Genomic DNA, 20,518 nt, shown 5'->3' with positions numbered 1-20,518 from the left:
ACTGAAGCCTCCATGGCTTATAACAGCTTATTCAAAGGCTCTGCCCCGGCAAGTTGCAGACGGAACTTCCTCTGAGTTTTTTTAGTTGGCTGAGTCTATTCTTGTACCTGAATGTAAATCAAGCGTTTTTTTGTTGTATACAATTTAGCGTCAGTAAAATACGAGATGAAAGCCCGCGAGTTGCAAATAGAAAACTCAATAGTAGTTGCGGTTGGCTTAAACAGGTTGAAAGGGGTAAAGGAAAAGCCCCTGCGTTGGCAGGGGCTTTTATTAGAGGTTGGTGTAAAGTGTTTAATGTAAAGCGGTTACTTGGGTTCAAACTCAAATGGCTGGCGTTGACGTTCACGCAGGCCAATTTCATTCATACTTTCTGCATCGAACAAGCGACCGTTTACCATGGTATAAATAACTTTATCGCTTACCCGGATATCAGCCAGTGGGTTACCGTCTATCACGATTAAGTCAGCCAGCTTACCCGGTTCAATAGTGCCTAACTGATGATCCATACCAAAGGTTTTAGCCGGGTTAATGGTAGCGGTTTTCAGCGCTTCCAGCGGGGTCATGCCGCCTTGGGCAAACATCCAGATCTCCCAGTGTGCACCTAAGCCTTCGCGCTGACCATGCGCACCGATATTGGTGACTACGCCAACATCCTGTAATTGCTTGGCCGTTTTTACTACTTCAAAGTGGTTGTAGTGATGCTCTGGCGCGGTAGGGCGGCGCATACTGCGTGGCGCCAGCACGTCCATTGGCACATACTGGCTTAAGCGCGGGTGTTTCCACACTTCGGTTTTATCGTACCAGTAGTTTTCGCCCCAGATACCGCCATAGGCCACGTTTAGGGTAGGGGTGTACGCGGTGCCACTGGCCTGCCACAGTTGCTTAATATCGTCATACACTTTTGCAGCCGGCAGGGCGTGTTCGATGGTGGTGTGGCCATCGACAATCATGGTTAAATTGTGCTGCATTAACGAGCCGCCTTCCGGTACTACCATCATACCCAGTTCACGCGCTGCCTGAATTACCTGCTGGCGCTGGTTACGCCGTGGTTGGTTATAGCTTTTAACACTGAACGCCCCGACTTTTTGCAAACGTTCTAAGTGGAATTTAGCGTCTTCCAGGCTGTCGATATGCGAGGTATAACCTGCACCTTCTGCACCATATAAAATGGTACCGGTAGAGAAAATACGCGGTCCGACGATCTGGCCGCTTTGCTGCATTTCACTGGCTGCAAAAATTTCCCGGGTATCGTTTGACGGGTCGTGGATACTGGTAACGCCAAAGGTTAAACCGGCGTAGTTTTGCCAGTTTTGCTGCGGGGTAATTTGCTGATTACCCTGGCTGCCGTGGGCATGCGCATCGAATATCCCAGGCATGATGGTTTTACCGGTAATATCAAACACTTTTGCATTGCTTGGTACGGCAACATCACCGCGACTGCCTACCGCTTTAATTTTATTGTTTTCAACAATAACCACGCCATCGGCAATAACCTCATCGCCTTTCATACTTAGCACCTGACCACCGACAAAGGCTACTGTGCCTCGTGGGATATCAGCCGGAAACTTAAAGCCAAGATTAATGCCGTTTTCTACTTTAAAATCATCGCTTTTGGCACTGTACTCAAACAAGCCATTAATGCCGGCATGATATAACTCAGGCCCCAGGCTCCAGTACAGATTCTGGCTGTCACCGCTCCAGCTGATATGTTCGCCGGCACGGACAGACAGTTGTTTTACCGGTAGCTGCTTGTCGGTGCCGCTGATATCAATCGCTTTACCCCGTTCAATAAAAGGGGTAACAAATATTTTAAACCGATCGGCGAACGCCAGATATTTACCGTCAGGCGATAGTTTAAATTCGGTGCCAAATTTAGCGGTATATAAGGTTTTCTGACTATGTTTTTGTAAATCGATACTGATAAAGCTCGGGGCGCTGCCATAATCCATGGCGTAAACTTTATCATTAGCTGCGCCAAACATCGGTGCATAGCCATTGCGGGCAATCAGTTCACTGTCACCGCCGCGGCTGCTGATTTTATACAGACCGGTATTGAGTGACCACTGTCTGGGCAGCAAGCGCCCGGCACCGATTTTACGGTAGACCACGGTTTTGCCATCCGGGCTCAAGGTCGGCTCGATGTATTTTCCCGGCTCACTGGTCAGTTTGGTTACCCGGCCATTTCGCAAGTTCAACAGGTTTACCGCGCCTTGTGTTTGATCGTTCCAGCTGACAAATACCAGCTCTTTACCATCGCGCGAAAACTCGGGATAAAATTCGAAATCGGTAGTTTGCTTGGTTAACCGGCGCGGTTTAGGATCGTTTAAATCGGTGATATATAAATGACCCAATGCAGTAAATACCGCCTGCTTACCATTGGGGGATACTTTAACAAAACGCAGCATTTTGACGTCAACGTCGGTGCTGTCTAAATCCTGTTTTACCCGCAGTGCGGTCTGGATTTGCTTGCTGGTATTCACTTCAAACGGTACGGTCGAGACTTGTTTGCTGGCAATATTCAGCCGCTTAATGTCGCCACCGGCCCAGAACAGCAAGGCTTTATTATCCGGCGTCCAGCTCAGGGTAGGGTAAACCCCGTGAATGGCCCAGGTTTCCTGCATGTCGCGGTCCAGACCATCGTATAGTTTAATATGCTCGCCACTGGCTAAATCATACAAAAACAGGGTGCTTTGAAAATCTACCCGGCGAATATAGGCTAAATATTTGCCGTCGGGAGAAGGCGTAGGGCGAATGGCACCACCCGCTCCACCGAGTAGCTCTTCAATTTTTCCGGTTTCACGCTCAAACCGTTTAATGACATAAATGCCAGACTCTGAATCTTTACTGTAGTGGAAGGTTTTGCCCGGTGTGTCGTCCTGAGAAAAATAGATATATTTACCATCACGGGAAAAGGCGGGTTCACCTAAATCTTTCTGATCATTTTGCCGCTCAGTCAGCATTACCCCATTGCCACCACTGATATGGTACTGCCATACTTCACCGGCGCCCAGCGAGCGACTGGCCGTAAAGTGTTTACGGGCGACAATAAACTGGCCGTCGGGGCTCCAGGCAGGGCTGTTCAGCAAGCGAAAGGTTTCATTGGTTACGGCACGCGGCTCGCTGCCGTCGGTATTCATTAACCAGATATTGTCGCCACCATCGCGGTCACTGGTAAAGGCAATGGTTTTGCCATCCGGGCTGAACACCGGCTGCATATTCCAGGCAATATCGTTGGTCAGCGCGGTGGCCTTGCCACCGGCTATAGGCATGGTGTAAATATCACCTAATAAATCAAAAGCCAGGGTTTTACCATCCGGGCTTACCGTAATATTCATCCAGCTGCCCTGCTGCACGTTAATATCGACGGTTTCGAACTGGCCTTGCGGCGCATTTACATCCCAGCTAGGGGCTTTTTCGTCCGCTTGCAGCGTTACACTGGCAATAGCCAGCGCCAGTAAACAAGGTTTAAGTTTCGTCATTGGTAGGTTCCCGTGGCGGTTTTCGTTATAGTTATGTACTTTGCCAGATTGGCATAAAGTGCTGATAAAGTTAAGCGCTGGTCGCAAGCAATACGACCAGAGTGCTGAAGGAGTCGATAGAATATGTCCGTGTTGCCTGCGCCGGAATCACCCTGTGTTGCCTGTTGTCGCTTAAACAGTGAAAAGCTATGTGTGGGCTGTTATCGGCACATCACTGAAATTGTTGACTGGAACAGGCGGTCAGACGCTGAAAATTACGCTATATTACAAAAGGTTGCTCAGAGAAAATGTAAAGCAGAGCAACAGCCGGCTGCTGATGAAGAAACAACGGCTATAACCCAGCAAGAATGGCAGGCGGCAAAAGCCATCGTAAGAGCAAAATAAAGGAAACCATATGCCGGATTGGCAAACCATCATCGCAATAGATCCGCTGGGCTGGCAAGAGCTGCTTACTGCACTATGTTGTGGTTTTATCATTGGTCTGGAGCGGCAATTACGCGGTAAGCCGGCCGGGATCCGTACCTCCATTCTGATTATTATGGGTACCTACGTGTTTATCGCGGTATCGATGTCGGTCAATTCCGAGATGACCGATCCGTCACGAATTATCGGCCAGGTAATCACCGGCGTTGGCTTTCTCGGCGCCGGCGTCATGCTAAGCCGTGACGGTATGGTACTGGGCGTGACTTCAGCGGCAACCATTTGGGTATTGGCCGCTATTGGTGTCTGTATTGGTGTCGGCCACGATTTAGTCGCGATAAAGCTGTCAGTGCTGGTGGTAGCAGTACTGGTGGGGGTGGGGGTGCTGGAAAGCTCGTCTTCCTCAATGCGCCGGGGGGTGCACCGCACTTATAATGAGTGGGTACAACGGGCCAATAATGGTCTGTTTAAACGTCGCCAAGGCGATGTTCCGCCGCCAGGGAAAACCGATATTGATGATCCACATTAACATCGGTTTTGAGGGTTTAGATATGATGGTATGGATAAAGGCAAGATTAGGATTAAGCAATGCTTGAAGCTGTCTGGATAGGATTTGCGTTTTCACTGGGCCTGCTGGTCCGGTTAATTGGGTTACCGCCACTGATTGGTTACCTGCTGGCGGGGTTTGTTATTTCCGCTACCGCCAGTGAAATGAACCTGCCGGCGGATGGCCCGTCGATTATTCATCATGTGGCGCATCTGGGCGTGCTGCTGTTGTTATTTACCGTCGGTTTAAAATTAAACGTACGCAGCCTGGCAAAAGCCGAGGTGCTGGGAGGCGGCACCTTGCATTTTGGTCTATCCATTTTGCTGACCCTGCCTGCCGTGTTATTTATTTTTGAGGTTAGCTGGTATCAGGCATTAATGCTGGCCATTGCCTTAGCGTTTTCCAGCACGGTACTGGCGGCGAAGGTGCTGGAGAGTAAGCGGGAACTACGGGCATTTCACGGCAGGGTGGCCATAGGTATCCTTATAGTGCAGGACTTACTGGCGCTACTGGTCATGAGCCTGGCCAGCGGCACGGTGCCATCGGCCTGGGCGCTGCTGGTGTTTGCCTTACCTCTGCTTCGGCCACTGTTGTTTAAACTGCTTGATGCCAGTGGCCACGAAGATCTGCTGATCCTGTTTGGTTTATTGCTGGCACTGGTGGTAGGCGGGCAGGGTTTTGAGCTGGTGGGGTTAAGCTCTGAACTTGGTGCGCTGGTATTTGGGGCGATGCTGGCAAAACACCCGCGGGCAGGCGAGTTATCAAAATCGCTGTGGAGTATAAAAGAATTCTTTCTGGTCGGGTTCTTCTTACAAATTGGTATTGATGGCCTGCCAGATGCCAATGCCTGGCTATTTGCCGGGGTAATGACCCTTATTCTGCCCCTGAAGGCTATCTTGTTTTTCTTATTGCTGGTGTTGTTTAAACTCAGGGCGCGCAGTGCCTTTCTGGCCAGTCTGAGTCTGACCAATTACAGTGAGTTCGGCTTAATTGTGGCCAGTGTGGTGTTACCCGAGTGGATGGTACCACTAGCGTTAACCGTGGCCATTTCATTTGTTATTTCAGCACCGCTAAACCGTTTGGCACACCCACTGTACGAGCGATTATGTAACCGGTTGCTGAAGTTAGAGCGCAATATTCATCATCCGGATGAGCAACCCGTGTCCTTAGGTGACGCTGATGTGCTTATTATGGGGATGGGACGCACCGGCAATGCCGCTTATAATTACCTGAAAGCCAGCAGAAAAATCATTGCCATGGATTCTGATCCGGCTAAAGTTGCTGATCATCAACAACATGGGATCAATATTTTTTATGCCGACGCTGAAGATCAGGTGTTCTGGCAGGGCCTGGACTATGGCAATGTGCAGGCCGTAATCCTTAGCATGAATGACGTGGAAGCTAAGGTTATTGCCGCTAAAAAGTTGCGGGCATCCGGGTTTAATGGCTTTATCGTCTCGCACAGCATGCACAATGACGAGGCCCGTAATATTATCGCCGCTGGCGCTGATGAAACCTATTTAACGATGTCAGAAGCAGGAGTAGGTATTGCCGAACACGTTAAACAACAGTGTTTTAGCAGTAACACCGGAAAAGGATAAAGGCGCCGATAAGGCGCCTTTATGGGTAAACAGATAGCTTTTTAAAAAGCTGGATTTTGTGACGCAGCTTAGCTGGCGCTACGCTCTTTAATAGCGTTAATTACCGGTGACGCAGCAAAACCATTGCTTTGAGCCCACTCAGCATCACCAGAGGCGGCAACAACGCTGCCAGGTAACTGTTTAATCATAAACTCAGCTGTTTCATTGGCATTGTGTTTAATGGCATGACGCACTAACGGCAAACCGTCACATACTACACCACTGTAAACAGCTGATAAGCGGATGCGGTTGTCACTTAATACTTTGCGCAGGTTGTTACGGCTGTCTGAAGCAACGTAAGAGCAAATAGAGATGGCTAATTGATCGTCGGCGGCAACAGGAGCACTTACAAAAGAGGTGGCAGCGATAACAGCGGCTATAGCGATAAATTTGGTTTTCATATTCAAGCTCCGAATTGAGTCAGTTGACGATCATTGTTAGCAACCGGGGTTGCGGTACACGAAAGGTCTGCGTTTAACTCTGGACGAAACAGAATAAACATCGCAACTTGCGACGGCAGCCCAGCTATCATAGGGTTTCCCCGTTAGACCTGAAGCTTTGCGTGATCATCTTTTCAGATGTCTTGCCTTTCGAATTCGCGCATCTTAATTAATGCTTAATATTTATGCAAGCGTTAAATCTAAAATATTTTTTATGGTGAGAACTGAATAAGTTATCGCAATCTGATCAGACCACTGGCTGTTTAGGTCACTAGCTGGTCAGGGCGTTGCTGTAAGCTGGTTTCAATGACAATTTGCACGGCCGAGATCAACGTAGTCAGTGCCATGCTTGGTGTATTGGGTTTATGTATTACCTGTTCAGGTAAATAGGGTAGATGGATAAAACCACCTTTAATACTGGCGTACTGGTTTTTAATCAGGTGCATTAAACCATAAAAGCTGTGGTTACAGACGTAGCTGCCGGCAGATAACGACAGTTGAGCCGGAATGTGTTGCAGCTGCAGTGCGTTTAGCGAGGCGTGCAGTGGCAAATTACTAAAATAGGCCGCCGGGCCATGTGACGCCGTAAGGGAGTTGCGTGGTTGCTGACCGGCGTTATCAGCGATATGAGCATCAATGTAATTACTGGCAATTTTTTCAAGTTGCAGCTGTGCGCAACCACCAGCCTGGCCAAGCATGATAACCACCGCAGGTTTAAGCTGATTTATGGCTTGCTCCAGGCTAAGCAGGCACTGTTTAAACACACACGGCAGTTGCTGGGCAACCACACTGACCTCGTCATCCAATTGCCAGTGGTGTAACGCGTTGGCAACCTGCCACGAGGTATTTATAGATTCACCGGCAAAAGGTTCAAACCCGGTTATTAGTACCTTTGCCATGTTCAAACCTCTGTTATTAATATTATTTAGTTATTACTGTTATTTAGTTACTACTATAGCTGCTGGCTGAGCACTGCAGCAACTGCTGTTTGCCAGCGTTGATAAAGTTTGTTCTGTTCACTGGCAGCCAGTTGTGGGGTGAATTGCTGCTCGGCTTGCCACAACTGACTTATTGCGTCGATATCAGGGTAGTAATCGAGGCTAAGTGCTGCCAGAAACGCAACACCATACACGGTGGCATCAGCGGTATTACAGCGCAGCACCGGTTGCTGGCATAAGTCAGCCAGTGCCTGCAAAAACCAGTCGTTGCTGGTCATGCCGCCATCTACTCTAAGTTGTGCAACGTCAATACCATCCAGGTTCATGGCACTAAGTAAATCGGCACTTTGATAGGCCACGCTGCATAGCGCAGCGGCAGCCAGCTGCGTTTTGCCGGTATCGCGGGTCATACCAAACAGTGCTGCTTTTGCTTCAGGTTGCCAGTAGGGTGCGCCCAGGCCGGTAAATGCCGGTACCAGTAATTCAGTTTGCTGATAATGACTTTGTGCAGCCAGTGCTTCGGTTTCACAGGCCTGACTGATAATACCCAGTTTATCGCGCAGCCACTGTATGGTGGCGCCCGCCATAAAAATACTGCCTTCGAGCGCATAGGTGGCTTTGCCATTTAACTGCCAGGCGAGGGTACTTAACAGCTGATTTTTACTGCGTACTATCTTATCGCCGGTATTAACCATGGCAAAGCAGCCGGTACCATAGGTGCTTTTCAGCATACCCGGGCTTATACATGCCTGACCCAGCAACGCTGCTTGTTGATCGCCCAACATCGCCATTACCGGAATTTCAGCGCCCAATACGTCGGTCGAGGTGGTGCCAAATACACCGGCACAGTCTTTAATTGTCGGTAACAGGCCTGCTGGAATATTGAAAAGCTGCAGCAGTTCTGGATCCCAGTTCTGGCTGGTCAGATTATACAGCGCTGTGCGACTGGCATTACTGGCGTCGGTGGCATGTACCTTGCCGGCCGTAAGCTTGAATAGCAGATAGCTGTCTATGGTACCGAAACACAGCTGGCCGGCTTCTGCTTTGGCTCTGGCACCGGCAATATTATCGAGCAACCAGCCAATTTTGCTGGCTGAAAAGTATGGATCGGCGCGTAAGCCGGTTTTCTGACTAATGGTGTCTTCTAACCCGCGTTGTTGTAATACTTTGCAAAAGGCAGCTGTTCGCCGATCTTGCCAGACGATAGCGTTCGAAATCGGTTTGGCGGTGTGTCTATCCCATAACACCGTTGTTTCCCGCTGATTGCTAATAGCAATACCGCTGATATCAGCAGCGCATAATCCGGCTTTGCTAAGAACCTCAACAATACAGTCCAGCACGCTTTGCCAGATGTGCTGTGGATCTTGCTCTACCCAGCCGGACTGCGGATAGCTTAAGCTTAACTCGTGTTGAGCCGCAGCAATTTGCTGTAATTGCTGATTAAAAATAACCGCCCGGCTGGACGTTGTGCCTTGATCTATCGCAAGAATATAATGAGCGTTCTTAGTGGTTGCCATGTTAATACTGAAAAGTAAGTTATGCTTGCTATCAGAGTAGCAGGATATAACCAGGCAATACTATTAATGGAGCAATACTATGGTTACCTTTAAAAGCAAAGCAAGCCGGGATGTTGATTACCATACCAATGTGGGCATGCAATTACTGAAAATGATGGGACGTGATACTAAGTTGCCAAGCGCCATGTTTGCTGATGATGTGCCGGACGCGTTATCCCGCTTACAACAGGCCGTGGCAGAGCTGGATGACGATGAAGTGGCCAGGGAAAATAAAACCGGCACTGAAAAAAAGCAGAGTGATGATGAGGACAAGCCCGAGCGGGTAAGCTTGAAACAGCGGGCAGAGCCGCTGCTAAAACTACTGCAAAAAGCCAGCGAGGCTAATGTCGGATTGATGTGGGAGTAGCGCCCACACTTTTTTGTATACTGATAACACACTTGCCTGTTTTAAAATCGATGTTAAGTCCTAAATTGAGAGTTGACGATGGATCCGACGACACCGAAGTACTGTGACAACTGTAATACTGCGTTACACGGTGATTTTTGCCATCAGTGCGGTCAGGAAAAGAAAAATTATATCCGTAATGTCAGTGGAGTAGTAACTGAGTTTTTTGGGGAGTTCAGCAACTGGGATACCCGGCTCTGGCAAACATTAATCCCGCTATGGTTCCGGCCTGCTTTTTTAAGCTGTCGTTATGTTGCCGGTCACCGGGTGCCTTATGTACCGCCGCTAAGACTGTATCTGTTTACGTCGATTATTGCCTTTCTGATTTTTGCCCGGCTGGTGCCGGACACCCCGCCGGTTACCCGAGGGCCAGACAATGTGGTGGTACTGGGCACTGACAATGCGATACCAGATAGTAAAAACCTGACTAACTTAGCAGCTGAGCTGAATAATGATACTGCACAAAGTCAATCACAGACGACACCTGATGAGTCTGCGCCTGGTGTCCGCCTCTCTTTTTTGTCTGATGAAGCAGAGCAAGAGTTTACTGCCAAACTGGATACGATCCTGGCTAACCCCAAACTGGCGATCAGTAAGTTTTTCAGTCTGGCGCCGCAAATGATGTTTCTGTTGCTGCCCATTTTCGCCCTGTTGTTGAAACTGCTGTATCTCCGCTCCAGTCGATATTATATGGAGCACCTGATTGTGGCGTTGCATAGCCACACTTTTATTCTGCAAATGTTAGTTATTTTTCTTGCTATTGACTTGCTCGAAAAAAGCATAAGCTGGAACTGGCTGGCGACCGGATTGATTTTAGCGGGGCTGGAAACCGCCATTTTTTGGTGGATCCCACTGTATTTGTTGCTTTGTCAGAAGTATTACTATCAGCAGAGCTGGGGCAAAACGCTGTTAAAGTTCTGTTTAACCAGTACGATTTATACCGTGCTGTTTATCAGCGCTATGTTAAGCCTTGTTGTGCTGAGCATTCTTTGGGCTTAGCCGGTTACTGCGTGGTCTGCGGCGTCGTTTTACACTGTAGTAATTGTTTTTTTAACGCATTAATCTGCTGCAGGTTGGCTGTTTTATCAGCCGCAAGCATTTGCTGAAAAACAGCAAAGTGCTGATCAATCTGATCCAGCTCACATTTGCATTCGGCTTTAATGGCGTCGCTGCTATAGCCTTTGTTGTTAAGCACCTCAACACAACGTTGCAAATAGCTGTCCATGATGGCAGTTTTAAAAGCGGCGCTATCTGTGTCACTTGCTTGCGGCGCTTTGGTGGCATAAGCGGCCAGGCTGCTGCCAGAGCAGCTAAGGTAAAAGGTAAGCAGCAGATAGCGGGTTTTCATGCAAATAGACCTGTTGTTAAAAACGCTACCATAGCCGATCTCTGGCTTAAAATCAGCTATAAACCTGCTTGCTCCAATAAGCCTGCCATATGCTGCAATGCAGTAAGCCCCTGAATATCAGTGGCTTGCAGTGGCACTTTGTACCGGGTCAATTTGGCAAAATCTTGCTCTATCTGCGCTAAATGCTGCTTTTCCTGGCTGCGACGAGCCGCCAGAAAATCACCATCGGCGTGGTCTGGCAAAATGCGGTTTACCACCAGACCCGCCAATGGCAGGTTTTCCTGCATTAGGCTTTGCACGGCACGACCGGTTTCCAGAATTGGCAGCTTTTCCGGGGTCAGTACAAATAACAGCGCGCTTTGCTGTTTATCGGTCAGTACTTCACGGGTGCGCTGCAATAAACGCTGGCGGGCCAGCAGGGTTTCGGTAATGGCTTTGTTGCGGTCATCCATGCCGTCAGTAGCGTGCTCATTAGGATTTGCCAGTGGGTTGGGGATATCGCGACCGCCTTTAGGCGTTAAATGCGCCAAAACTTCGCCAAGCTTTTCAGAGCGCTTGTTGGCATTAAGTAAGCCCTGAGTCCAGGCGGCCATCGCCTCAGGCAAGCTTAGTAATCGTAAGGTATGACCGGTAGGGGCGGTATCAAAAATGACCAGATCGTAGTCACGTAATCCCAGTTCAATGACATTAGACATGCGTTCGAGCATTGCCGCTTCCTGGGCCCCCGGCGACAGCGCGGTCAGGCGCATTTGGCGTTCAATTTCACGGTACATTTCTGGTCGGGTAAAGCGCTTTAACTGCGCGCTGACTTTAGCTAAGTGCAGGGCAACTTCACGATCCGGATCCAGCTCCAGCCCATCCAGATCAGGGGCTAAGCGGGTGATGGTATCGCCAATGGGCCGGTTAAAGGCATCACTGAGGCTATGCGCCGGATCGGTAGAGACCAACAGCACTTTTTTACCGCGGTTGGTGGCTAACAACGCCAGCGCAGAGCTGGTGGTGGTTTTACCGACACCGCCTTTACCCCCAATCAATAACAACCGTTTATCGGTTAACAGCATTTAATATTATCCAGCGGTGAGTGCTCCATGCCTATCCGGGTATGCCAGTCGTGAAATCGCTCCATCAGTAACGGTTGCAGTTCCAGGGTGTAATAACTGGCTGGGTTGGGGACTCCCATCATTTCAGAGAAGATTAGCAACATAAACAAATCGTCCTGTTCTCGCTTAGCACGGGCAATAGCGCTGCGATAAGGGGCGTTATACGCTTCTTCGGCATAAAAACTGGCCTGGCGATACCAGGCCTTTAGTGTATCGAGTTTTATCACGAGTCACTGACCGGATTAGCTTTGTTGGTTTTGATTTGTTTGGTTAACGTGGCGGCACATTCCAGTGATACTAAAATAGCCGCAGCCAGCACAACTAAGTCCAGTCCAAACAAAAACCAGTCTGCTTTGTCATAGAAGGTTTTTAACTGGGTAAGCAATGCCAGGGTGGTCATGAACAGCAAAAAGATAAGGGGTGCCAGGGTGTACCACATTGGCCGGCGTTTTTTAACCAACATTACCGTAATAACAAGCAAGGTTAAGCCAGCCAGCAATTGGTTAGTGGTGCCAAATAATGGCCAGATAAGCATGCCACCGGCACCATCACCACCGGCGCCAAATGCCAGAAATAAACAGCTTGCGACGGCTAAAAAGGTAGCGGGAGCCGCTTTTTGCATCCAGCTGATATTATAAATGGCTCCCCATTCCTGGAAGATATAGCGTTGCAGGCGCAAGCCGGTATCCATGGTGGTACCGGCAAATAACACCACCATTACGGTCAGCAGCGTTTGTGACAGCACGGTATCCATGCCGATACCGGCCTGCAAAATATTGGCGCCGCCATTTATAAAGGCCGACACACCGCCCTGACCAAAGCTGGAGTATATTGCTTGCCAGTCAGCAAGGCTGGCAAAGCCGGCACAGGCGGCAATGATGGCAGCCAATGCCAACGAGCCCTCACCGACAGCACCAAAGTAGCCGACAAAACGCACATCCGGCTCTTTATCTAATTGTTTAGAGGTAGTACCGCTGGACACTAAGCCATGAAAGCCAGAAATAGCACCACAGGCAATCGTTACAAATAACAGCGGGATGATCGAAGGCGTGCCCTCTGGCACATTAGTATTAAACGCCGGTGCGACTAATTCCGGCCCTGAAATAAGTACCGCACCATAAAGTAAGATTAAGCCGACAAAAAGTTGAATGCCGTTAATGTAATCGCGGGGTTGCAATAACATCCACACCGGTAATAGCGAGGCGATGGCGGCATAGGCAAATAGTAGGATAATCCAGCTCTGATTGTCACTAAGGGGTCCCAGTGTTTCCGGTAGTGCTAAAGGCAACAATGGGCCTGCGTAAATCATTGCATATAACGCCACGACACCAATAATAGTGACGAGAAGTAAGCTAATCAGTTTGCGGTAAATAAGCTGACCGATAATAAGTGCGACCACTATGGCGCCCCAAACTGGCAGGGTGGCACTGGGGAATTTAATCAGCTGACTGGATATTACCACTGCAAACACGGCGTTAACCATCAGCAGCACCAGGAATATCACAATCATAAAAATAATGCGGGCCCGGTTGCCGACAATATCGCCGGTTAATGAGCCAATCGATTTTGCTTTATTGCGGGCACTGGCCCAGATGGCACCGGCATCATGCACACCAGCAAAGAATATGGTACCAAATACCACCCATAAAAACGCCGGCACCCAACCCCAGATAACGGCAATGGCGGGACCAATTATTGGTGCAGCTCCAGCAACAGAAGTAAAGTGATGGCCCCACAGAATGTATTTATTGGTGGGCACATAATCAATGCCATCCTGCATTTCATGAGCAGGCGTGCGAAAGTGTGGATCGACTTTAAAGATTTTCTCGCAGATAAACTTCGCGTAGACAAAATAGCCCAGCGCCATAGCGCCAAGACCCATCAACATCAAAAATATCGCATTCATTCAACACGCTCTGACCAGTCACCAGGAATGCTAAGCATAGTACATCAGGAAGAGGACGAGGGGGATGCGACTAAAGTCTAACGCCAGCGAACCTGAGGGTAGGCTGGCGCAAAACCGGGCTGTTACTAACGCTTCTGCAGCCACTTACCGTCGATCAGAATAAAATGGCCGCTGGCAGTTCGTTCAATGGCTTTCTGACCAGCAATAGCTTCAACATCGGCGACGGCAATATCATTTTGCTTCGCCATTCTGACGTATTCTGCCCGTCTGGCATCGTTAATCAGTTTTACCACTGCTTCAGTATCTGCCGAGCTTTCTACTACGCCCAGATATCCATTAGGTTGCTCCCCCACCAGGCCCTGAACTTTCGCCTGGCTTAACGCGGCCATTGCTTGTTGCAAATTCATCGCCAGCACCGGCAAGCTTACTGCCAATACCAGGGAGGCGAGCAACAGACGGGCTTTTCCAAAGCGTTTTTTGGGATTATTAATATTACTGTTCATTACCGTCTCCTTAGAATAAGCCGCTATTTTCACTGAATAATTCATCAAGTTGTTTATCTACCTTAATATAAATTTCATGCTGAATTTTTACGTTCAGATTAATATTTATCGGCTCGTTAGGTAGCTCTACCTGAACTTTGGGCGTACAGGCGAGCAACAGTACGCAAGCTGTTGCCAGCACTGTGGCTAATCGTCTCATGGTTTTTCTCCGTTGGCGGCAGCCGCCTTATGTTGTTTAAGATACTGTTGCTGTTTAAGATATTGTTGTACTCGTTTTGTGATGACTTCATTTAATTTATTGGTTAACTGCAAACTGGTAATCAGGGCAGGCAAGTCTTCTTCCACATTAACATTTAAATTAATGGCGCGGCCCTGCTGCAGGTTGGGATTGCTGCCCTGTAATCTTAAACCCAGATTGAGTTTGCCACTGGTGTCGTAACTGATCGTGCTGCTAAGCACGGTGTATTGAAAATTCTCCAGCGCATCTAACACCAGTTTCATATTACTGTTGGTTTTCGCCATAGCACCGGCACTCGCTGATTGGTACTGCAAGCGGCCACCCGGTGCTTCAGCGGCAATATTGCCGTCGCTAACACTTACCCCTTTGGCATTGATGGTAATGGGGACTTTACCAGATAGTTTACCGTTACCTGTTAAGTCACTGGATGGGTGCTGCTGCAGCAGGCTGGCTAAATCAATCTGCCGCAAGTGCAGGATAAGCTGGTTCTCTGGCTGGCTGAAATCCAGTTGCTGCTCGTTAACACTAACCATACCCTGCATGATCTGCATTTCAATTTGCTGCAAATCAATCTGCAGTTGCCCGGGGGCCAGCAGTGGCATAGTGGCAGAGGCTTTGACGGTAAGCGGACCCATTTCAATGCCATGATTCAGCCGGTTCAGGGTAAGATTACTGGTATTTAGTTGCAGTGTGTCACTGCTAACCGCGACGTCGACTATGCCATTTAAACCACTGAACAGGCTTCGGTCATAAATACCGGCGACATCGCCAAATTGTAGCTGACTGGCGCTGGTAAATGCGCTACCACGATAATTAGCCTCGCCAGACGCGGTAATTTTGCCCCGATTTACGCTAAGAAGCGGCGGCCAGTTGTTAAATGAGGTTGCTAAAGGGGTTCCTGCCAGCAAAAATATCTCTGCTAGCTGCCAGCGCAGCGCTATCGCTTTGTTTTCTGGCTGAAAACTCAGCTGATGGCTGAGCATCAGCCCGGCATCGTTGCTCAGCTGGGCATTGTCTAGCGCCAGGGTTTCTGCCTCCAGACGGACAGTGCCTTGCCATTGCCAGTGTTTACTAAGCAGTGCCGAGTGGCTTACGCTATTCGCACTGAGCTTAACATCGGTGTTTATGGCCGTGACACCCTTGTTGTCACCTGTGATAGTGCTGTTACTTGCCGTGAGGTCGAGACTGCCTATCTGCAGCAGATCTGACGAGACGCCAGTGCGGATATGAGTGTCGCTGGCCAGGGTCAGTTGCCAGTTCTCTGGTGTCCAGTCGCCACTGAGCGCACTACTTAGCACAATGTCTCTAAGCTTAACTTTAGGTGTGCTGCTCTGTTCGTTGGCAAGATCCAGTTTTGCAATCGCTGCGCTTACTACTGCCTTTTTAATCGTCAGTCCCGGGTTGTCGCTGATATCAAGGGTCAGCTCACTTTCCAGGGTAAAACGATTTTCACCACTACTGTTCAGGTTGAGTTGCAAGGGTAGCGCCTTCAAATCTGGCTTTTCATTTGCTTTAGCGCTAAGTACAACGTTGATTGGGCTTAGGTGAATGCCCATGGCCGTCAGGGCTTCGGGTAATTCAAGCTCAGAGAGCACCGCGCTGGCATTGAGCTGCCAATGCTCTACTATTTGATTTTTAAGTCGTAAATCTGCCGTTAACTCGCCCTGGATTAAGCCGAGTTTGGGTAAATAGAATGGATCGGGTACCCGGGCAACGACAATACCATTAAGATCATGACTGCTTAACAGGTTGGACAGATTACCATCCGCCGGCAGTTGCCACTGCAGCTTGCTATACAGTTGCACCGGTTGCTGGAACTGAGCCAGCCAGGCTTCGGGTAAAGTTACTCCCCATTGTTGAAATAAACGCTGGTTAGTCGGTGAGGGCGGGGAAAGCGCTAACACCAGCTCAGTCTCGGCCTGCCGGCTGTCGGGGTTAATATGCTGTTTTAAACTAAACCCAAGTTGCTGCGCTTGCTGTACCGTTAATTCCAGTGACGGTTGCGGTGTCGGCTGATATCGCAAGTCGATAAGCAGCTCGGCCTGGCCAGGCTCGAGTGGTTGAAACTCGCTAATGCTAAACTGGCTTTGCCAATAAGGTGGTGCAGCGTTATCTTCGGTGGTATTCGTTTCCCCGGAGATTAGCTGAGCCTGACTGGCGTGGTAGCGCAAATAACCCGTTAACTGCAGCGGGCACTGGCCGGCCGGGCAGGGCAGCACAAGCTGAGTATCGGCAAGCTTAATATGCTCTGGCAACCAATCTGGTAATTGCCACTGGCCAGGGACAAGCAAGGGACTGGCATCATTTGCGGTTGCAGGCTTGCTTGGTTTACCAACGATAATTTTACCCGGGCCTGACCCGATATATTGCAGTTGTGGTTTAAAAGCCTGTGGCCACAGCCACCGGAGTTCAACATTCTGTAAATCAAACTGATGCTGTGCGTCGCTCTGTTGCAGCTGAAACCGGACCCGGTGAAAAGAGACGCTGTGAAGGGTCAATCGGTTGAAATCCAATTGCAGCTGACTAATTCCCGCTGCTGCAATACTTTGCTGCAAATACCAATAAGCTGCGGCTGCTATTACCGGTAAGCCGATCACTAAAATGAGCACTGCTTTTAAAAAACGTCGCATAGCATGTCCATAGCAGCCAGAATAAAGTTATTCATTAAGATCAATGATCATCAATGTAGATAACCCTACCTGAATAAGTTCTGAATTAGCAAATTAGCTGGCTAAGACGAGAATAACCAGTAATACCCGGAAAAAAAGGGCAACCATATGGCTGCCCTTCGTCTAACGAATTACAACATCGTTTTGTTTTTACTGGCGGGCGTCGGCTGAGGCATCGCGGATAGCCCGGAATTCATTACCTTCATACCAGTTTGGCCACTGCCGGCTATTGGCCAGCTCATTGCCTACCCGGTAGTACAGGAACAAATCTTGCTGAGCGCCACGTAAGTCGAAATCGGCACGCCATTCATCCTGTACTTTGTGGTAACAACAGCGATTATATTCTGCACGTTGCGCTGCGCCCCATTCAGCACCTTGCTGATAATGATCGTTACCGCCTTTTGCATACAGAATAGGCACGCCTTTTTTCGATAAGTTAAAATGATCTGAGCGATAGGCAATACCTGCTTCCGGATTCGGCTCCTGGACGGCATAGCGGCCTTGCTGCTCAGTATATTTCACCAGAATTTTCTCAACATCAGTATTGCCCAGACCAACAATAACCATGTCTTTCATCGGCCCATACATGTTCATAACGTCCATATTAATAGCCGCAGCGGTTTTCTCCAGTGGGAATACCGGGTTGGCGGCATACCAGGCTGAGCCCAGTAAACCACGCTCTTCTGCTGTTACCAATACAAAGGCAATTGAACGCTCGGGTTGCGGCTGTTTAGCAAAGTGTTCGGCCAGTGCAATAACCGCGCCGGTGCCGCTGGCATTGTCCTGCGCACCGTTAAATACTTTGTTATCAGGGTTGGAGAAATCCATACCCAGATGATCCCAGTGCGCCATATACAGCACGTATTCATCCGGATATTTGCTGCCCTCAATATAGCCCACCACGTTGCTGGAGGTCAGTTCGCGCAGGTTATTATTAACCGTAACCGAAGCTTTAGCCTTCAGCGGTACCGGGCTGAAATCAGGCTCCAGCGCTTTTTTATGCATGGTGGCTAAGTCGGTACCCGCATTGGCAAATAATTTCTCGGCAGATTCAGTTGTCAGCCAGCCTTCAACTTTAGCCCGGTCCATATTTTTGTTGTCATTGACCAGATCAAATTTAATTGGCGAGCCATGGGCGACCACACCCCAACCATAACTGGCTGGTGCGGTCTCATGAATAATCAGCGCCATCGCCGCGCCCTGACGGGCAGCTTCCTCAAATTTATAAGTCCAGCGGCCGTAATAGGTCATGGCATTGCCATTAAACAGCTCTGGGTCCTGAGTTGCATAGCCGGGGTCATTTACGAACATCACTACGGTTTTACCTTTTACATCCAGGCCTTCGTAGTCGTTCCAGTTGTATTCAGGCGCCACGATGCCATAGCCGACAAATACCATTTCACTTTCTTCTACACTTACCTGATCGGTAACCCGGGTGGTCCAGGCAATCATTTCGTCGCGATATTTAAAGTTTTCAGGTAAATTTTCACCCGATAATGTCATATCAGATACTTGTTTTGGATCAATCTGCACCAGTGACACCGGTTGCTTATAACTGTCACCGTCGATTGGTTTTAAACCAATCCGCTTAAAATTTTCTTCCAGATAAGCGACGGTAAGCTCTTCGCCTTTAGTCGCTGGCGCCCGGCCCTGATACTCATCAGAGGCCAGCGTTTTAATATACTCGCCTAAGCGAGGGTTAAAATCGGTATCAACCAGTTCAGTTGTGGTTTCGGGTTCAGCCGGACTGTCGTCAACCGGTGCTGCCGGTTGTTTGGAGCAAGCGCTAAGGGTAAGCGCGCCTGCCAGGATCATAAATAGTGGTGAAAACTTTAGGTACGTTTTCATAGTGGCTCCAGTTATTGAAGGTTGTTTTTAGTTTTATAGTAAAAATGCTAGTCAGCATAGCCCCAGGGTGTTGGCGGTAAAGCAACAGGTTGTGTCAGGTCAAAATCAACCTTAAATTCGCGACCTTCCCGGATCAGCCGGTAGCTGAATTTCTCAGGGTAAATAAACATCTGCCAGATATTGGTATTTGACTGTGGTATCCCCCGCGCCGTAAACAGTTCTTTTGAATACTGATCAGCGTGAAACGACTGGGCATTGGCCCAACCCGCATCCAGTGTCTGGCCGCCATACATGGTTTGCTCATCATGACTGCCATCGGCATTGCGATGGTCATGCTTTAATGTTAAACCTGAGCCGGTTTTCGTGATAATCCAGGTACGTGAATGGTCATTACCAACATGAAACGGTATTTGCAACTGACTGTCGGTGCACTTACGCACATGCATGATTAACGCACCTTCAAACCCCGGAGCGGGCGGGTTGTCGACCGCAATCTCACCGGCGAACGCTTTACCGCAGAGGGCTTTTAGCTGATTAAAATAGGCGTCATGGGTATCGATAGAAACTAACGGCGCATCCTGCACGATGTTGGCGCTGGCACCAAGACTAAAGAGCAGGACGGAAGCGATAAGCGTCTTTTGCATTTTTTTCTCCTGTAAGACAACCGTACTATACCTGCATTACGTAAACTCATCAAACCAATGGCTTTTAACTGCTATGCTAAAAGCCAACCTCAGAATACTCTGCATCACAGAAATACGCACAACCAAAGATAAAGGGCTGACTATGCACAATGAACTTGATGGTAAATTGCTTTTAAATGTCTACGCCAAAGTAGAAAAACATGGCAAAGCGGTAGACACTGATCATGGGGCCGGTTTTACCCTGGATGGGTTGACGGTAAGCCAGGGCTTCGACGGCTACGAAGTTTATTTCCAATCAGCCAAGGTACAGCTGACGCTGGGGTTTCATCATAAATGGCACAGCGATGCTCAGAACGAAAAAGATATGGACACATTTATCGAGCTGATTAAACACATTAACAACCAATACAGTTAATTAAAGTTATCCTTACTAAGGCAGCATTCAGTTATTACTGTTATCATGCGGCGCATTATAACCGATGACAATCGGTAGACGTGCGCTAAGCTGATAGACGGCTAAAAGGCTATTGCTATCTGGCGGCTAACGAGTTAAAGTGGCCGCCGTCAATCATATCTGATAGACCAGAAGAGGCGCGTTAACCAGGTAACCCATGTTAGAAGACTATACTTCGCAGCGTGGGCCAGGGGGATTAACGCCGAGAAAGTGCGCCATATAGTTGGGGGTGCTTTCGGTTGAGCAGGCTGAATCCTGCCAACTGTCACCTGTTTGTTTGGTGGAGAGCTTCTGGCCTTTGTTATCGATAGCAACGGTCTGTACTATTCCCGTTTTGCTGCAATTAGCAAAAGCCATGCTCTGCTTATTTTCTTTGTAAGGA

General features: G+C 48.9%; 19 protein-coding genes, 1 pseudogene and 2 riboswitches. Of the genes and pseudogenes, 7 read left to right on the top strand and 13 right to left on the bottom strand.

Annotated elements, in window-relative coordinates; all coding sequences use genetic code 11:
• Positions 1-305: 305 nt before the first annotated feature.
• Positions 306-3,479 (bottom strand): amidohydrolase family protein, encoded by a 3,174-nt coding sequence (locus B2X65_RS09970; RefSeq protein ID WP_290612375.1) that lies wholly within the window; start codon positions 3,477-3,479, stop codon positions 306-308.
• Positions 3,480-3,602: 123 nt separating this feature from the next.
• Between B2X65_RS09970 and B2X65_RS09965 the strand changes: the two genes are divergently transcribed.
• From B2X65_RS09965 to B2X65_RS17840, 4 genes and pseudogenes are all read left to right on the top strand, one after another.
• Complete coding sequence (locus tag B2X65_RS09965) at positions 3,603-3,863, top strand: DUF1289 domain-containing protein (RefSeq protein ID WP_290612374.1); 261 nt, start codon at positions 3,603-3,605, stop codon at positions 3,861-3,863.
• A gap of 10 nt (positions 3,864-3,873) precedes the next feature.
• The gene (locus tag B2X65_RS09960) at positions 3,874-4,428 is read left to right on the top strand and encodes an MgtC/SapB family protein (RefSeq protein WP_290612373.1); all 555 of its coding nucleotides are present in this window, start codon (positions 3,874-3,876) and stop codon (positions 4,426-4,428) included.
• A gap of 59 nt (positions 4,429-4,487) precedes the next feature.
• Positions 4,488-5,486, top strand: a pseudogene (locus tag B2X65_RS17845) (cation:proton antiporter); the annotation flags it as partial.
• A gap of 150 nt (positions 5,487-5,636) precedes the next feature.
• Positions 5,637-6,047, top strand: coding sequence for an NAD-binding protein (locus B2X65_RS17840; RefSeq protein ID WP_414631418.1), 411 nt, complete (start codon positions 5,637-5,639; stop codon positions 6,045-6,047).
• A 68-nt stretch (positions 6,048-6,115) separates the two neighbouring features.
• Here the strand turns inward: B2X65_RS17840 and B2X65_RS09950 are convergent, their stop codons facing one another.
• The 3 genes from B2X65_RS09950 to glpK all read right to left on the bottom strand — a co-directional run bounded on the left by B2X65_RS09950 (position 6,116) and on the right by glpK (position 8,981).
• Complete coding sequence (locus B2X65_RS09950; protein WP_290612371.1) at positions 6,116-6,487, bottom strand: DUF3718 domain-containing protein; 372 nt, start codon at positions 6,485-6,487, stop codon at positions 6,116-6,118.
• Between the two features lie 111 nt (positions 6,488-6,598).
• Positions 6,599-6,684, bottom strand: a riboswitch (cyclic di-GMP riboswitch).
• 105 nt (positions 6,685-6,789) lie between these two features.
• On the bottom strand, positions 6,790-7,425 hold the full coding sequence (gene pcp, locus B2X65_RS09945; RefSeq protein WP_290612370.1) for a pyroglutamyl-peptidase I: 636 nt from the start codon (positions 7,423-7,425) through the stop codon (positions 6,790-6,792).
• A gap of 53 nt (positions 7,426-7,478) precedes the next feature.
• Complete coding sequence (gene glpK, locus B2X65_RS09940) at positions 7,479-8,981, bottom strand: glycerol kinase GlpK (RefSeq protein WP_290612369.1); 1,503 nt, start codon at positions 8,979-8,981, stop codon at positions 7,479-7,481.
• 79 nt (positions 8,982-9,060) lie between these two features.
• On the opposite strand from glpK, the gene B2X65_RS09935 reads away from it, so the two are divergent.
• Both B2X65_RS09935 and B2X65_RS09930 read left to right on the top strand, forming a co-directional pair.
• A complete protein-coding gene (locus tag B2X65_RS09935) occupies positions 9,061-9,387 on the top strand; it encodes a DUF1840 domain-containing protein (RefSeq protein ID WP_290612368.1) in 327 nt (108 codons plus the stop codon).
• Positions 9,388-9,465: 78 nt separating this feature from the next.
• On the top strand, positions 9,466-10,425 hold the full coding sequence (locus B2X65_RS09930; protein WP_290612367.1) for a DUF3667 domain-containing protein: 960 nt from the start codon (positions 9,466-9,468) through the stop codon (positions 10,423-10,425).
• Between the two features lie 4 nt (positions 10,426-10,429).
• Here B2X65_RS09930 and B2X65_RS09925 read toward each other — a convergent pair whose 3' ends face one another.
• The 9 genes from B2X65_RS09925 to B2X65_RS09885 form a co-directional block, all read right to left on the bottom strand.
• Entirely contained in the window at positions 10,430-10,774 is a 345-nt protein-coding gene (locus tag B2X65_RS09925) for a hypothetical protein (protein WP_290612366.1), read from the bottom strand.
• A gap of 56 nt (positions 10,775-10,830) precedes the next feature.
• Positions 10,831-11,835 (bottom strand): ArsA family ATPase, encoded by a 1,005-nt coding sequence (locus B2X65_RS09920; RefSeq protein WP_290612365.1) that lies wholly within the window; start codon positions 11,833-11,835, stop codon positions 10,831-10,833.
• Positions 11,826-12,101 carry a cory-CC-star protein gene (locus B2X65_RS09915; protein ID WP_290612364.1) on the bottom strand — a complete coding sequence of 92 codons (276 nt, stop codon included), beginning with the start codon at positions 12,099-12,101 and terminating at the stop codon, positions 11,826-11,828. The genes B2X65_RS09920 and B2X65_RS09915 overlap by 10 nt, the downstream gene beginning before the upstream one ends.
• Positions 12,098-13,780, bottom strand: coding sequence for a carbon starvation CstA family protein (locus tag B2X65_RS09910; RefSeq protein WP_290612363.1), 1,683 nt, complete (start codon positions 13,778-13,780; stop codon positions 12,098-12,100). The genes B2X65_RS09915 and B2X65_RS09910 overlap by 4 nt, the downstream gene beginning before the upstream one ends.
• A 125-nt stretch (positions 13,781-13,905) precedes the next feature.
• Entirely contained in the window at positions 13,906-14,283 is a 378-nt protein-coding gene (locus B2X65_RS09905) for a YdbL family protein (protein WP_290612362.1), read from the bottom strand.
• A 10-nt stretch (positions 14,284-14,293) separates the two neighbouring features.
• Positions 14,294-14,482, bottom strand: a complete 189-nt coding sequence (locus tag B2X65_RS09900; protein ID WP_290612360.1) for a YnbE family lipoprotein — start codon at positions 14,480-14,482, stop codon at positions 14,294-14,296.
• Positions 14,479-17,151: a YdbH domain-containing protein gene (locus B2X65_RS09895; RefSeq protein WP_290612359.1), complete on the bottom strand. Its 2,673-nt coding sequence runs from the start codon at positions 17,149-17,151 to the stop codon at positions 14,479-14,481. Before B2X65_RS09895 ends, B2X65_RS09900 begins: the two co-directional genes overlap by 4 nt.
• A 189-nt stretch (positions 17,152-17,340) precedes the next feature.
• Positions 17,341-19,038: a M28 family metallopeptidase gene (locus B2X65_RS09890; protein ID WP_290612358.1), complete on the bottom strand. Its 1,698-nt coding sequence runs from the start codon at positions 19,036-19,038 to the stop codon at positions 17,341-17,343.
• A 47-nt stretch (positions 19,039-19,085) separates the two neighbouring features.
• A complete protein-coding gene (locus B2X65_RS09885) occupies positions 19,086-19,682 on the bottom strand; it encodes a hypothetical protein (protein ID WP_290612357.1) in 597 nt (198 codons plus the stop codon).
• A 142-nt stretch (positions 19,683-19,824) separates the two neighbouring features.
• Between B2X65_RS09885 and B2X65_RS09880 the strand changes: the two genes are divergently transcribed.
• Entirely contained in the window at positions 19,825-20,097 is a 273-nt protein-coding gene (locus B2X65_RS09880) for a DUF3081 family protein (RefSeq protein ID WP_290612355.1), read from the top strand.
• Between the two features lie 163 nt (positions 20,098-20,260).
• A riboswitch (Lysine riboswitch) is annotated at positions 20,261-20,435 on the top strand.
• Positions 20,436-20,518 lie beyond the last annotated feature (83 nt).

The sequence above is a fragment of the Arsukibacterium sp. UBA3155 genome (assembly GCA_002364615.1).
Taxonomy (GTDB): domain Bacteria; phylum Pseudomonadota; class Gammaproteobacteria; order Enterobacterales; family Alteromonadaceae; genus Alishewanella.
This window is presented reverse-complemented; position numbering and strand designations above follow the sequence as displayed.

What these genes read in the sequence shown, in the direction of transcription:
- B2X65_RS09970 (WP_290612375.1), bottom strand. Translation starts at nt 3,479, where the DNA reads ATGACGAAACTTAAACCTTGTTTACTGGCGCTGGCTATTGCCAGTGTA.
- B2X65_RS09965 (WP_290612374.1), top strand. Translation starts at nt 3,603, where the DNA reads ATGTCCGTGTTGCCTGCGCCGGAATCACCCTGTGTTGCCTGTTGTCGC.
- B2X65_RS09960 (WP_290612373.1), top strand. Translation starts at nt 3,874, where the DNA reads ATGCCGGATTGGCAAACCATCATCGCAATAGATCCGCTGGGCTGGCAA.
- B2X65_RS17840 (WP_414631418.1), top strand. Translation starts at nt 5,637, where the DNA reads ATGGGGATGGGACGCACCGGCAATGCCGCTTATAATTACCTGAAAGCC.
- B2X65_RS09950 (WP_290612371.1), bottom strand. Translation starts at nt 6,487, where the DNA reads ATGAAAACCAAATTTATCGCTATAGCCGCTGTTATCGCTGCCACCTCT.
- pcp (WP_290612370.1), bottom strand. Translation starts at nt 7,425, where the DNA reads ATGGCAAAGGTACTAATAACCGGGTTTGAACCTTTTGCCGGTGAATCT.
- glpK (WP_290612369.1), bottom strand. Translation starts at nt 8,981, where the DNA reads ATGGCAACCACTAAGAACGCTCATTATATTCTTGCGATAGATCAAGGC.
- B2X65_RS09935 (WP_290612368.1), top strand. Translation starts at nt 9,061, where the DNA reads ATGGTTACCTTTAAAAGCAAAGCAAGCCGGGATGTTGATTACCATACC.
- B2X65_RS09930 (WP_290612367.1), top strand. Translation starts at nt 9,466, where the DNA reads ATGGATCCGACGACACCGAAGTACTGTGACAACTGTAATACTGCGTTA.
- B2X65_RS09925 (WP_290612366.1), bottom strand. Translation starts at nt 10,774, where the DNA reads ATGAAAACCCGCTATCTGCTGCTTACCTTTTACCTTAGCTGCTCTGGC.
- B2X65_RS09920 (WP_290612365.1), bottom strand. Translation starts at nt 11,835, where the DNA reads ATGCTGTTAACCGATAAACGGTTGTTATTGATTGGGGGTAAAGGCGGT.
- B2X65_RS09910 (WP_290612363.1), bottom strand. Translation starts at nt 13,780, where the DNA reads ATGAATGCGATATTTTTGATGTTGATGGGTCTTGGCGCTATGGCGCTG.
- B2X65_RS09905 (WP_290612362.1), bottom strand. Translation starts at nt 14,283, where the DNA reads ATGAACAGTAATATTAATAATCCCAAAAAACGCTTTGGAAAAGCCCGT.
- B2X65_RS09900 (WP_290612360.1), bottom strand. Translation starts at nt 14,482, where the DNA reads ATGAGACGATTAGCCACAGTGCTGGCAACAGCTTGCGTACTGTTGCTC.
- B2X65_RS09895 (WP_290612359.1), bottom strand. Translation starts at nt 17,151, where the DNA reads ATGCGACGTTTTTTAAAAGCAGTGCTCATTTTAGTGATCGGCTTACCG.
- B2X65_RS09890 (WP_290612358.1), bottom strand. Translation starts at nt 19,038, where the DNA reads ATGAAAACGTACCTAAAGTTTTCACCACTATTTATGATCCTGGCAGGC.
- B2X65_RS09885 (WP_290612357.1), bottom strand. Translation starts at nt 19,682, where the DNA reads ATGCAAAAGACGCTTATCGCTTCCGTCCTGCTCTTTAGTCTTGGTGCC.
- B2X65_RS09880 (WP_290612355.1), top strand. Translation starts at nt 19,825, where the DNA reads ATGCACAATGAACTTGATGGTAAATTGCTTTTAAATGTCTACGCCAAA.